9 protein-coding genes are annotated in these 13,357 nt (G+C 71.0%); 5 read left to right on the top strand and 4 right to left on the bottom strand.

Features of this window, described 5'->3' with window-relative positions:
• The 4 genes from recF to dnaA form a co-directional block, all read right to left on the bottom strand.
• Window positions 1-770: DNA replication/repair protein RecF (gene recF, locus HGA02_RS02520; RefSeq protein WP_168677224.1), on the bottom strand; the 770-nt coding region annotated here is incomplete at its 3' end.
• A 121-nt stretch (window positions 771-891) separates the two neighbouring features.
• Window positions 892-1,839 carry a phosphogluconate dehydrogenase (NAD(+)-dependent, decarboxylating) gene (gene gnd / locus HGA02_RS02515; RefSeq protein WP_168677221.1) on the bottom strand — a complete coding sequence of 316 codons (948 nt, stop codon included), beginning with the start codon at window positions 1,837-1,839 and terminating at the stop codon, window positions 892-894.
• Window positions 1,840-1,949: 110 nt separating this feature from the next.
• Entirely contained in the window at window positions 1,950-3,080 is a 1,131-nt protein-coding gene (dnaN, locus tag HGA02_RS02510) for a DNA polymerase III subunit beta (RefSeq protein WP_168677217.1), read from the bottom strand.
• A gap of 803 nt (window positions 3,081-3,883) precedes the next feature.
• A complete protein-coding gene (gene dnaA / locus HGA02_RS02505; RefSeq protein ID WP_168677215.1) occupies window positions 3,884-5,413 on the bottom strand; it encodes a chromosomal replication initiator protein DnaA in 1,530 nt (509 codons plus the stop codon).
• Window positions 5,414-5,892: 479 nt separating this feature from the next.
• Between dnaA and rpmH the strand changes: the two genes are divergently transcribed.
• From rpmH to HGA02_RS02480, 5 genes are read left to right on the top strand one after another with little or no spacing between them, the layout of a single operon-like run.
• Window positions 5,893-6,030, top strand: coding sequence for a 50S ribosomal protein L34 (gene rpmH / locus HGA02_RS02500; protein ID WP_010849920.1), 138 nt, complete (start codon window positions 5,893-5,895; stop codon window positions 6,028-6,030).
• 11 nt (window positions 6,031-6,041) lie between these two features.
• The gene (gene rnpA / locus HGA02_RS02495; protein ID WP_168677213.1) at window positions 6,042-6,410 is read left to right on the top strand and encodes a ribonuclease P protein component; all 369 of its coding nucleotides are present in this window, start codon (window positions 6,042-6,044) and stop codon (window positions 6,408-6,410) included.
• Window positions 6,411-6,417: 7 nt separating this feature from the next.
• Window positions 6,418-6,732 carry a membrane protein insertion efficiency factor YidD gene (gene yidD / locus HGA02_RS02490; RefSeq protein ID WP_168677210.1) on the top strand — a complete coding sequence of 105 codons (315 nt, stop codon included), beginning with the start codon at window positions 6,418-6,420 and terminating at the stop codon, window positions 6,730-6,732.
• 21 nt (window positions 6,733-6,753) lie between these two features.
• Window positions 6,754-8,049 carry a membrane protein insertase YidC gene (gene yidC, locus HGA02_RS02485; RefSeq protein ID WP_168677208.1) on the top strand — a complete coding sequence of 432 codons (1,296 nt, stop codon included), beginning with the start codon at window positions 6,754-6,756 and terminating at the stop codon, window positions 8,047-8,049.
• A 52-nt stretch (window positions 8,050-8,101) separates the two neighbouring features.
• A complete protein-coding gene (locus tag HGA02_RS02480; protein ID WP_162353543.1) occupies window positions 8,102-8,614 on the top strand; it encodes a Jag family protein in 513 nt (170 codons plus the stop codon).
• Window positions 8,615-13,357 lie beyond the last annotated feature (4,743 nt).

Raw genomic sequence — 13,357 nt, 5'->3', positions numbered from 1 at the left:
CTCGTGCCGTCGCCCGCCCGTCCGCGCCCCTCCTCGGCGAGCGCCGCGTCCAGGCTCGCCCGGTACGTGACGACCGCCTCGCCCTGACCCGCGCTGACCTGCGCGTACGACGCCGCGACGTGCGGGGCGAGGGCCGCGACCAGCGCGCGTCGGGCCACCACGAGCTCCGCGCCGGTCTGCGCGAGCTTCGCGTCCCAGACGTCGAGCGTCCGCAGGTCCGCCGTGCCGCGTCCGCCCCGCGTCGCCGAGCCGGCCGTCTTGAGCAGCGCCGACCGCTGCCGCAGCACCCGCTCGTAGTCCTGCACGGTGCCCGCGAACCGGGGGACGAGCTGCACCAGCAGGTCGTCGAGGAACCGTCGCCGGCCGTCCGGGTCGCCCTTCACCAGGGACAGGTCCTCCGGCGCGAACAGCACCGTGCGCAGGATGCCGAGGATGTCGCGTGCCCGGCCCGGCGAACCGCCGTTGACCCGGGCCCGGTTGGCCTTGCCCGGCGTCACCTCGACCTCGACCAGCGTCGCGCGCGGGTGCCCCGGCTCGAGCTCGCGCACGACACGGGTCCGCACGACCGCGCGGCCCGCACCCGAGCGGACGAGCGCCGCGTCCGACGGGACCCGGTGGCTGCCGAGCGTCGCGACGTACCCGATCGCCTCGACGAGGTTCGTCTTGCCCTGCCCGTTCGGCCCGACGAGCGCGGTGATGCCCGCGTCGAGGGGGAGCTCGACCTGCGCGTAGGAGCGGAAGTCGGTGAGCGACAGGTGGGCGACGTACATCAGGTCTCTTCGTCGTGGTGAGGCTGGTCAGGCACCCGGGACGTCGGCACCGTCGGGCACCGGGGCCGGGCTCGCTCGCGCGGCGACGGGGGGCCGCTCGCGGAGCTGGTCGAGCCGGTCGTCAGGCCTGCGGCGGGACGGCCGCGTCGGGGACCGGCGTCGTGTCGCTGATCGGGCCCGTCGTGCCCGCGGGCTTCACCGCGTGCCCGCCGAACTGCTGACGGAGCGCGGCGACGGCCTTCATCGCGGGCGACTCCTCCTGCCGGGACGCGAACCGCGCGAACAGCGCCGCCGAGATCACCGGGGCCGGCACGGCGAGGTCGATCGCCTCGTCGACCGTCCACCGGCCCTCGCCCGAGTCCTCGACCCAGTCGTCGATCTCGCCGAAGGACGGGTCGGCCTCGAGCGCCTCGACCAGCAGGTCGAGCAGCCAGGACCGCACGACCGTGCCGCGACGCCACGCCTTGACCGTGCCGTGCACGTCCGTGACCAGGTCCTTCGCGGCCAGGAGCTCGTAGCCCTCCGCGTACGCCTGCATGAGGCCGTACTCGATGCCGTTGTGCACCATCTTCGCGAAGTGGCCCGCGCCGATCGCACCGGCGTGCACGAACCCCTCCTCGCGCGGGCCCTCGGGCCGCAGCGCGTCGAAGACCGGCAGCACGCGCGCGACCAGGTCCGCGTCACCGCCGACCATGAGGCCGTAGCCGTTCTTGAGGCCCCACACACCGCCCGAGACGCCGACGTCGAGGAAGCCGACGCCCTTCTCGGCGAGCAGGTCCGCGTGCGGCTGGTCGTCCTGGTAGTACGAGTTGCCGCCGTCGATGACCACGTCGCCGCTGGTCAGCAGGCCGCCGAGGTCGCGGATGACCGCGTCGGTGATCGCACCCGACGGCACCATGACCCAGACCACGCGCTCGCCCGCCGGCAGCGCCTCGACGAGCGCCTCGAGCGAGGGCACGTCCGTCACGTCAGGGTTGCGGTCGTACCCCGTGACCTCGATGCCCGCGGCGCGGATGCGTTCCCGCATGTTCGCGCCCATCTTGCCCAGACCGACCAGACCGATGTGCATGACCCCTCGCCTCTCCCGGTGTCCCGGACCTCGCCGACCGGCGTCCACCGGTCACTCTGCCGCACCGTCCCGCGGTCCGCTCCCGCGGCCGTCGGGTCGACGGCGACGCGTCAGCTCGCGAACCGGATCGGGACGAGCAGGTAGCGGTACTCCTGCTTGTCGTCGCCGTCCAGCGACTCCTGGCCCGTGAACTCGACCGGCTTGTTCGGGTGCGTGAACGACAGCCGGACGAAGGTCGTGTCGAGCGCGCCCAGGCCGTCGAGCAGGAACTGCGGGTTGAACGCGACCGTGATGTCGTCACCGACCAAAGTCGCCTCGAGCGCCTCGGACGCCTGCGCGTCGTCGCCCTGACCCGCGTCGAGCACGACCTGGCCCTGCGAGAACGCCAGCCGGATCGGGGTGTTGCGCTCCGCGACGAGCGCGACACGCTTCGCGGCCTCGGCGAGCGCGTGCGTCGAGACGATCGCGTGGATCGGGGTCTCGTCGGGGAACAGGCGGCGGACGGCGGGGTAGTCGCCGTCGACGAGCAGGCTCGTCGTCTGGCGGCCGCCGGCCTCGAACCCGATGAGGTCCACGCCGGCGCCCGTCGACAGCGCGACCGTGACGGAGCCCGCGCTGCCCAGCGACTTCGCGGCGTCGGAGAGCGTGCGCGCGCGCACCAGCGCGACCGTCGAGATGTCGGGCGACGACGGCTTCCACGTGAGCTCGCGGAGCGCGAGGCGGTAGCGGTCGGTCGCGAGCAGCGTGACCTTCTCGCCCTCGATCTCGACGCGCACGCCCGTGAGGAGCGGCAGGGTGTCGTCGCGGCTCGCGGCGACCGAGACCTGCGCGACGGCGTGCGTGAGCTCGTCGCCGTCGACCGTCCCCGCCGTGGCCGGCATGGACGGCAGGTTCGGGTAGTCCTCGACCGGCATGGTGAGGAGCGTGAAGCGGCTCGCGCCGCAGGTGACGACGACCTTGGTGCCGTCGAGGACGACGTCCACGGGCTTGTCGGGCAGGGCGCGGGAGATCTCCGCGAGCAGACGGCCCGAGACGAGGACCGTGCCCGGCTCGGAGACGTCGGCCGGGATCTGCGAGCGCGCCGAGACCTCGTAGTCGAAGCTCGACAGCTGGATCGTCCCGGTCGTGTCGGCCTCGATGCGGACGCCCGCGAGCACGGGGACCGGCGGTCGGGTGGGCAGGCTGCGAGCCGTCCACGTGACCGCGTCGGCGAGGACGTCACGGTCGACCCGGAACCTCATGTGTCACCTCTTCGTCGTTCGAGTGCTGCCCGGGGCGTCGTCGCACGGTTCCGGCGTGGGGCGCTCGTGCGTCGACGCCGGTGGGCCGTCGTGAGCGCACTGGTCGCACGCACGACACGGCCTGTCCGTGGCATCACGCGAACACTACGCGAGAGGTCCGACGCTCGGTACAGGTCCGTGGAGGGTGTGGACGACAGGTTCTCCGGGCGTGCTGCGCGCGCCGGCCGTCGATCGTGCCGATCGGCGTCCCGGCCGGCCGCCGTCAGCTTTCGGCGGTGTGTGGATCATCAGCAGAGAGAAGTCTCGTCGTCGTCATCGGTCGTGTGCACGGTGTGGATCGTGACCGTCGGTGCAGGTCAGCCCGTCGAGGCCGTGTGGACGTGCTGTGGGTGCCGTACCGGTGCTCCGGTGGACGCCGGTGGACGTGCCGGAGAAGGCCTTGCGGCGTCCACGGACGAGCACGGTGTCCTCCACAGCGTCGTGGCGTGTCGTCCACCGTCGTCCACAGGTGTGTGCACAGGTGTGAACATTCGTCCCATGCATGTTTCATCCGGAACGTGAGGGTTCCGGTCAAGGCTGTCGCATCGATTCGACGATGAGACTTGTCTCATCGCTCGTCGGCGGGGGTGCGTGTCGGGCGGTCCGGGCACGGGACGAAGGCGCAGGTCAGGGCATGGTTCGGCGCGTTGGTCGCGGCGACTGATCTGATCGGGTGAACAGCGTCACAAACATCCCCAGCCCCCTGTGGAAACTGTGGACAACCGTGAGGACGGATCCCCCACGAACCGGACAGGTGGGACGGATCAGCCCCGGCTCTGCTGCTTGATGCGGTTCGTCAGCTCGGTGACCTGGTTGTAGATCGACCGGCGCTCGGCCATGAGCTCGCGGATCTTGCGGTTCGCGTGCATGACCGTCGTGTGGTCACGACCCCCGAACGCCTGGCCGATCTTCGGCAGCGACAGGTCCGTGAGCTCGCGGCACAGGTACATCGCGATCTGTCGGGCCGTCACCAGCACGCGCGAGCGGCTCGAGCCGCACAGGTCGTCGATCGACAGCCCGAAGTACGCGGCCGTCTGGCCGATCACCTGCGTGGCGGTGATCTCGGCGGTCTGCTCGTCGGTGATGAGGTCCTTGAGGACGATCTCCGCGAGCGACAGGTCGACCTGCTGGCGGTTGAGGTTCGCGAACGCGGTCACGCGGATCAGCGCGCCCTCGAGCTCACGGATGTTCGTCGAGATCTTGCTCGCGATGTACTCGAGGACGTCCGGCGGCGCCTGCAGCCGCTCGCTGCCGGCCTTCTTCCTCAGGATCGCGATGCGCGTCTCGAGGTCCGGCGGCTGGACGTCGGTGATGAGGCCCCACTCGAACCGCGACCGCATGCGGTCCTCGAAGCCGTTCAGCTGCTTGGGCGGCAGGTCGGACGTGATCACGACCTGCTTGTTCGCGTTGTGCAGCGTGTTGAACGTGTGGAAGAACTCCTCCATCGTCTGTTCCTTGCCCTGCAGGAACTGGATGTCGTCGATGAGGAGCACGTCGACCTCGCGGTAGCGCCGCTGGAACGCGCCCGCCTTGCCCTCGGAGATCGAGTTGATGAAGTCGTTCGTGAACTCCTCCGAGTTCACGTACCGCACCCGGACGCTGGGGTACAGGTTGTAGGCGTAGTGCCCGATCGCGTGCAGCAGGTGCGTCTTGCCGAGGCCCGAGTCGCCGTAGATGAACAGCGGGTTGTACGCCTTGGCCGGCGCCTCGGCCACGGCGACCGCGGCCGCGTGGGCGAAGCGGTTCGACGAACCGATGACGAACGTCTCGAACTGGTACTTCGGGTTGAGCCGCGCCGGCTCCGACGCCTGCTTGCGGCCCGACGGCAGCGGACGGTCGTCGATCGCGACGCGGCCAGGCCCGGGGCCGTCGTCGTCCTGGCCCCCGTGCACCACGGACAGGTCCGGGCGGTCGCTGCGGTCGGAGACCTCGTCCGAGCCGTCCTCACGGTGCGGCGACCCGTCGTTGCGGTCGAGCGGAGCCGGGGGAGCGGGAGGGACGACGCGCAGCGACGGGGTGGTGTCGCTCGCGAGCTCCGGGTCGACCGTGATCGCGAAGCGCGCCTCGCGGTCGAGGGCGTCCGACAGGGCGTCCGTGACCTCCGAGCGCACGCGCGTCTCGAGGTAGTCCTTCGTCAGGTCGTTGCCCACCGCCAGCAGCAACGTGCCGTCGAGCAGCCCGAGCGGACGTGCGAGGCGGACGAAGGCGATCTGCCGCGGCGTGATGTCGGGGCTCGCCTCGAGGGTCGCGACGACGTGGCCCCAGACCCGGGCGAGCTCTTCGTCCTGTGACAACGTCCTACCTCAGCTGATCGATCGTGGAGTGGTCGAGTCTCGCACGGCCCCCGTTGTCCACATACTTGTCCACACCTGTGCGCGGTCGCCTCGCACCCGTCCTGACGGCACGACGCCGGGCCGTGGTGCGCCGACAGCGGCTCGTCGAGATCGACCTCTCCACACGGGAGGGTCCCCGACGTCCACAGGCACGGCGACGACGAACGATGCTAGCCCCCGACGACGCGCCGGGGGAGGCGTCCTGCCGGGTGACCTCACCAGGTGTCCAGGTAGGCTCCCGGCAGGCAGACGTGGCGCTCCCGCCCATTTGACCGGCCGCGACGACGCGGCGTACCGTTGTCCAGCCTTCCTGATGGCTCCTGCTGGCGCGCCCTGACGCCACACGCCGCGTGCGTGTCCTTGGAGCAGTCGAGCTCGGCAGACAGACCCAGGTCACGCGCCCACGCGCGGGGCCCAACCCGGATGTAGTGGAGACTCTCGTGAGCAAGCGCACGTTCCAGCCGAACAACCGGCGCCGCGCCAAGACGCATGGCTTCCGTCTGCGCATGCGCACCCGCGCGGGTCGCGCGATCCTCGCGGCCCGTCGCCGCAAGGGTCGCGCGGAGCTCTCGGCCTGACGCCAGCGCCGGTGCTGCCCGCCGCGCACCGGATGCGCCGCGCTGCCGACTTCGAGCAGGCGGTGCGCCGTGGTGCGCGCAGCGGCCGGGACACCCTCGTGGTGCACCTGACGACCAAGACCGACCCAGGACCCGACGGTCCCGTGGTCGGTCTTGTCGTGTCCAAGGCCGTGGGCACGGCGGTCCGCCGCAACCTCGTCAAGCGACGCCTGCGGGAGCTCGTCCGGGCCCGCCTCGACGCGCTCCCCGCTGACACGGGACTCGTCGTCCGGGCGCTCCCTCCCGCAGCGACCGCCGAGTACGCGCGGCTGGGGGCGGACCTCGACTCCGCGCTCGCCACCGCGACGCGGCGCCTCACGTCGCGCACGGCTCAGGCGTAGTCGCCCCATGACCTGGCGATCCGTGGTGCGTGGTGCCGTGCGTCTGCCGGCACAGCTCGTGCTGCTCCTCCTGCGCGGGTACCAGCGTTTCATCTCCCCGATGACGCCGCCGACCTGCCGCTTCTACCCGTCGTGCTCGCAGTACGCCGTCATCGCCGTCACGCGGCACGGGCTGCTCCGCGGCTCGTGGCTCGCCGCGCGGCGCCTGCTGCGGTGCCACCCGTGGAACCCGGGGGGCGTCGACGACGTTCCACCGGCGCGCCCTTCGCACCACCACCACCGTCTTCACCGTCACCCTGACGTGGCTCCGTCCACGCACTGATCCCCTCCGAGGAGCCCCCGGATGTCGTGGTTCGACGGACTGCTCAGTCCGATCATGACCGTCGTGGCCTGGATCATGGTCCAGTTCCACGCCCTGTTCACGACCCTCGGGCTCGACCCCGAGAGCGGCGCTGCATGGGGCCTGTCGATCGTCGGTCTCGTGATCGTGATCCGGATCCTGCTGATCCCGCTGTTCTTCAAGCAGATCAAGGCGTCGCGCGGCATGCAGCTGCTCGCGCCCGAGATGCAGGCGATCCAGAAGAAGTACAAGGGGAAGACCGACCCCGCGTCCCGTGAGGCGATGAGCCGCGAGACGATGGAGCTCTACCGCAAGCACGGCACGAACCCGTTCGCGTCGTGCCTGCCGATCCTGCTCCAGTCGCCGATCTTCTTCGCCCTGTTCCGGGTGCTCATCGAGCTGCCGCGCATCGCCGCCGGCACCTACGACCCCATCGGTCCCATGACGCCCGAGCTCGCCGCTCAGGCCGAGGCGGCCACCATCTTCGGAGCCCCGCTGTCCGGCACGTTCATGACCGCCGGCGACAACTGGCACATCCGCGTCGTGACCGTCGTCCTCATCATCGCGATGTCCGCGACCACCTTCCTCACGCAGCGCCAGCTGACCATGAAGAACATGCCGCCCGCCGCGCTGCAGGGCCCGATGGCGCAGCAGCAGAAGGTGCTCCTCTACGTCCTGCCGCTGATCTTCGCGTTCTCCGGCGTCAACTTCCCCATCGGTGTCCTCATCTACTGGACCACCACGAACCTCTGGTCGATGGGCCAGCAGTTCTACACGATCCGCCGCATGCCGGCGCCGGGCTCCGAGGCCGAGCGCCTGATGAAGGAGCGCAAGGCGCGCCGCGCCGCCGCCCGTGGGATCACGCTCGAGGAGCCGACCACCTCGACCGCCGTCATCGAGGAGAAGCCGCGGGGCCAGCGTCAGCAGCCCAAGCGGAAGGACCGGGCCAAGGGCGTCGCAGGCGCCCCGGGCTCTCCGGCAGGAGCGGGCTCCGGCAGCGAGGACGCCGCGACGTCGTCGTCGTCGAGCTCCGTGACCGGCAGCGGGACGACCGCACCCTCCGCCGGTGGGAGCGCGAAGGGCGCTGCGCCCAAGGGTGGCCAGCCGAAGGGCGGCGCCCCCACGTCCGGCCCGGCCAAGTCCGGCGGTGCGAAGCCCGGCGCGGGCAAGACCGGCCCCGCCAAGTCCGGCGGCACCAAGCCCAGCGGCGGCGGTGCTTCTCGCACGCAGTCCTCTCGCGACGCGCAGGGCGGTGCGGGCGGCGACGGTGCCGGCCCCGACAGCCCGACGCGGTCGTAGAACCCGTCCACCCACCCCAGCCGACAATCCTGTCGACGATCGGAGAGACCTCATGAGCCCGAGCTCGCCCGACGAAGCGGTCGAGTCCACCAGCACCAAGCGCCTCGAGGAAGAGGGCGAGATCGCCGCGGACTACCTCGAGGAGCTCCTCGACATCGCCGACCTCGACGGTGACATCGACATCGACATCGACCACGGTCGTGCCGCTGTCGAGATCGTCTCCGAGGACCCGGAGGACCGCTCGCTGCGGCGTCTCGCCGGCCGTGACGGCGAGGTGCTCGACGCCCTGCAGGAGCTGACGCGCCTCGCCGTGCAGACGAAGACGGGGGAGCGCAGCCGCCTCATGCTCGACGTCGCCGGGTTCCGGGCGGCTCGTCGTACCGAGCTCGTCGGCGTCGCGGAGGACGCGATCGCGCGGGTCAAGACGTCGGGTGCACCCGTTGCCCTGACGGCCATGAACCCGTTCGAGCGGAAGGTCGTCCACGACGCCGTGGCCGCTGCGGGGCTCTCGAGCGACTCCGAGGGCGTCGAGCCCGACCGGCACGTGGTGATCCGCCCGGCCTGATTCGGGGGAGATCGTTGGAGGGCGGGGTGACTTCGGTCGCCCCGCCCTCGTCGCTGTCTCGGGCCTGTTCGGCGTGCGGACCTGCTTTGTCGAGCAGTGATCGAGGGGCGGTGGTTCGAGTGGGGGACGGGAAGCCGAAGTGGCGCGAACACGTGACGCCCTCGTCCTGGCTCTCGTCGACACGACGGCACCAGTTTCACGTGAAACACGCGCCCGTCGGCTGAGCGCATCTGCGTCACCCGTGCCTTCGACGCCTAGCGGCACTCGTCACCCGTGCCCCTCGACGCCTAGCGGCACTCGTCATGCCAGCAGCGCTCAGCCCTCGCGCAGTCGGTGTTTCACGTGAAACGAGCGGGCTTCGCACCCCCGCTCGTCGGGGCGTCAGCGTGGACGTCGACGATGATCTGCCACGCGCCACGCGCCACGCGCCACGCGCCACGCGCCACGCGCCACGCGCCACGCGCCACGGGCCACGCGCCACGGGTCACGGGTCACGGGCTACGGGCTACGGGCGATGGGCGATGGGCGATGGGCTACGCGCCAAGAGGGCCCCGCGGTGAAGCACGCGTGATCGTGCACGGAACCTGTGCATGCCGGTGCCCTGTGCAGCGCGGGCGCTCAGTGACGTGACGAGCAGATGCGGCGCCGTGGCCTATGCCGCGCAGGCGCGGATCACACGTGTACTCGGGTCGCGTGCGACATGGTTTGCTCCAGACACATCTCTGTGAGGCCCTGTTTCTCTCGTCAGCGCGGCGCTAGGGGGCGCGCGGGTTAGTCGTGGTCAGCCGAGCTAGAGGTGGGATGCGCGCCTGCCGTACCCCTCGCTCAAGCGTCACCGCCGGACTGGGTCGTGGGCTCGGCCTCGTTCTGAGACGGAGGCCATGTTGAGGCAGCTCAGTGGCGGTCCGGGCGCCCGAAGCGAGCCACGTGCCTGGTCTCGGACAGTCGTCGATCTGTTCCAGGCGCCCAACCGGGAACGTCGCCGGGCGAGGTGTGCTCCCCAGTCCACGGTGTTCCGTGGGCCGGGCGCGCGATATCCGGGTTCATCGCAGGCGAGTCTTCACCAGTCTGAATCGCTGCAGGGCAGACGGATGGCTCCACAAGGCTGGTCGTGAACCGGAGCTGCGCGGTGGGCCCGAACTCGACGCGGCCGAACTCGCGCGCGTCCGAGCCGGTGCTGGGCGGCGCGTGGGTCGAAGTCCTCGAGTGTGGGCGGCGCCGCCGTCGCCGTCGCTCGCGCCGACGCCGGCCCCGTCGCTGACGCCGTCGCTCGCGCCCACGCCGGCCCCGTCGCCGACGCCGTCACCACGGCAGTCGCCGCCGACGCCGGCTCTGCAACCGTCACCGTCGTCGTCGCCGCCGTTGTGGTGGTCGCCGTCCCTCATGCACGCCGGAGTCGACGCAGGCCGTTGCGGTGATGGCGGCAGTGGTCGCAAGTCGACGCGCAGCTACCCCCGCCCCAGCATCGAATCTCCCGGCTCGACACCGACCTCGCGCACTCATGGGTGAGTAGCAGCGACCCTCCTGGGAGCGACCTCTCCGGGCGAACCATCGGTGGAGGCGGCCGGGACCGAGAAGCTCGGTCGTCGTTCGGCATGGTCCCCGCACTCACGGTCGAGTGTGCCAGCGTCTCCGGAGGCCACGTGCCCGGGCGCCGTTGCTGTTGAGGCGCCGTCGCTGTTGATGGGGAACCTCGCTCGAGGTAAGCAGCCGCGAGCAGCGGCCAGATCGCGGCCGTGAGGCAGCAAACTGTCATGGAGGCACCTCATCGGCGGCGCGTGACGGCCATCGGGGCGCCCACGTCCGCCTCAATGGTTCTCTTGGGGAGAATCCGATCAAGCCTGCAGGCTTGTGGCTTTCAGCGGTTCGGGGACCGGTGATGGCCCCGGTCGTCGCGTTGGTAGGTCTCGTCGCAGCCGCGGCGTCCGGTCCGGGTCGTCCACGAACGGGCGCGACCTCTCGCCAGTTCGGCGTTTCACGTGAAACCGGCAGAGTTCGTGAAGGCCGCTTGGACGAGCGGCGTCTGACGAGACGGTCGCCCCCTCCGGTTCGGTCGACGCAGGTCGACACAGACGGAGGGCTTCCTCGACCTCGTGGTCCGACGGCGCAAGGCACTACCGGACGGACCGGCCTGACGGGGCCACTCGGGCCGCGCGGCACGACCAGGCCCGGGCACGACGGGACTTCGGGTACGAGAAGACTTCACGAGCGAGGGTCTGGCCGTCGCGAGGCGGGACGTCTCCCGAGCGCGAGAGATCCGCGCACGCGGGTAGCTGCGTTGATCAGTGCGCGCCCGGATGGAGCGGCCGGCTCAATCGGGACGACGAACTGCCCGGATCCGCGCCTGACCCACGAGGTGGACGCCGCTCAGGCGGTGCATCGCGCCGGGACGCCTCTGGGCGCTGAGGCGGCCCGGTCGATCACGCGTCGGAGGACCGCGCTACCTGGTGAGGGCCGGAGGCCGGGGGTAGCGGGCGTCGGTATCGCCGGAAGCTGTGCTCTCGTCCATCGAGTGCGCCACGTGGTCCACGACGAGAACTCCGTGGTGGCTGGCTCGCGTGTTTGAGCGACGCGTCCATGCCCGAGCGAACTGCGAGACGGGCCGGCCGCAACAGGCCGCGCGCGAATGGGCTGGCGCGGCTTGGTGCGACATGGCTGGTCCGCCAGCGATAGCACGCCCCGTGGAACGGGACCGAAAACACGTACACCGCGCGAGATGCCTGTCGCTGGCATGCCCCACGAACCGCGGTGGCGCGGCTGGCAGGTAGTTCAGGCGTCAGATCTGCGCATGGCGAAGGATGCCATGTAGGCCATGGCCGGCAGCCGAAGCTCGAATCGGTAGGTGCCGTGCGGCAGCAGATGGCAGCGCGCTAGAAATGGCGGATTCGACCGGGCGCTAACGGGGAGAGTGAATCGGAGTAGGGGAGCACGTCGTTTAAGAGCATGAGAGCGGCCTCGCAGGAGTACTCGTCTCAGGGGTTGCGATGTGCTGCCGTCGACGGTCGCTGGGGCGAGACGTTGGGTTCGCCGTAGGTCTGCGGACGCGTGGGTGGTTGACGGCTGACGGTCTCTGCTTGGCGACGCTCGCGAGATGGTGCGAGTCCGCTCGATCCCGACGCGTTGCCGCTCGGTCTCACGGACTGCTGGAGCCTGGACGCCGCTCGCTGGGCGGAGGGCTGCCGGCCCAGGCGCCCCGATGGACGCACGTGGATGCGGCGGACGCCGGACTTACCAGTCGAAGTCAACGCGCGATCCGTTTCACGTGAAACCACGCCATCTAGTTCCTTCGCGATCAGACAGGCGGCCGTCCTGGCGACGGGTGCCCCGACCGGGCAGAGGCGATCCTTGCTTCGTCGGACGCGACCAGGAGCTCGAGTACCGACGAATCACCGGGGCGGTCATGGCTTCATTCGAGCGGTGCGGTTCGACCTAGGTTCGAAACGTCCGAGCGTGTCACGCACACCAGCGGACACATGCGGAACCGAATCGCTTCCCTTGGCGCCAACGGCACCCGTGCGATGCGCGCGTCGGAGGATCCGCGGGCGGTCGTCGACGGCAAACGCAGGAAGCTCGACAGCCGTCGAGTGGTAAAGCGGTGAGCGCCCTGCGAAGAACGAGGTGGACGCGCTCCGCTCGGCCCGACGAGCGCGGTGATGCGTGTCGCGACGGCAGCCGGGCAACGGATCGACAGGGTGCCATCGTGCGTAGTGGCGCATCTGCACGGGTGGTGTCAGGCGTGCCGACGGGCGGCGCTCGCTCGTGCGCCGCGAGGGCGTCCTTGGCTCATGGCTGCCGACGTCGTCCAGCAGGCGCGGGGGAGCGGTGGTGTCGGCGCGCGGGCAGCGCCGATGTTTCACGTGAAACGCCGCCGGCAAACGGGCCACCAGGCGTGTCGCTCGTCCGCACATCAGCGCGGTGGCCGGCGGCCGCGCGGGGCCTCTAGATGGAGTCTCGAAGGTCGGGGGCCGGGCTCGTCGAGACCGTCGACGAGCCCGACGTGCTGCTCGGGGGCCTGACGTGGGCGCCGCAAGGTGTCTCGGCCCCTCGTCGTCCGAGCCCCGAACTGGGATGCCGACCCCTCGGTCCGGCCCGGCCAAGGCGTGCCAGCGTCCGACCTGGTGTCTCGCCCGTGACCCGTGTGGTGCCGCGGTGTGCCATCTGCCGTGAGCGCCGCGCTCCGCGAGTCGCAGCACGCGACCGCCTATCGCCCCGCGAAGCAGCGAGCTCCGCATTCCGAGACACGACCGGCGCGTGTCACCGTGGGCTCACCCGGAAGCGTGCCGCACGCGCAAGGCGCAGGGCATTGGCCGGAGAGAGCAAGACGCAGGGCGCGGGACGGACGTCGGACCAGGCGGGACGAAGGGCGCGGGACGAAGGACTTGGGCTCCCGGCGCGCGAATCGGGCTGAAAGGGGACCAGGGCGGTCCCAGGGGGTCGACAGCGGTGCCGTCGTACCGGCCAGCGGCGCGGAGTTGGGCGTTGCTCAGCGGGGGATTGGTCCGGCCGCCGGTGGCATGTCCGGGCGGTCGGCAACGGTGTGCAGGGCCGGTGGTCAGTGGGTCGGGGACCGGGCGGTGCTCTGCGGGCGACGGGCCGGCCGGCCAGCAACGGTGCGTAGGGCCGGTGGTCAGTGGGTCGGGGACCGGGCGGTGCTCTGCGGGCGACGGGCCGGGCGGTCAGCAACGGTGCGTAGAGCCGGCGGCCGGTGGGGCACGGGGCCGGGCGGCGGTCGGCGGAGGGAAG

The organism is Cellulomonas septica (assembly GCF_012396155.1).
Classification (GTDB): domain Bacteria; phylum Actinomycetota; class Actinomycetes; order Actinomycetales; family Cellulomonadaceae; genus Cellulomonas; species Cellulomonas septica.
Note: the sequence above shows the minus strand (reverse complement) of the source record. Positions and strands in the feature narration are given on the sequence as shown.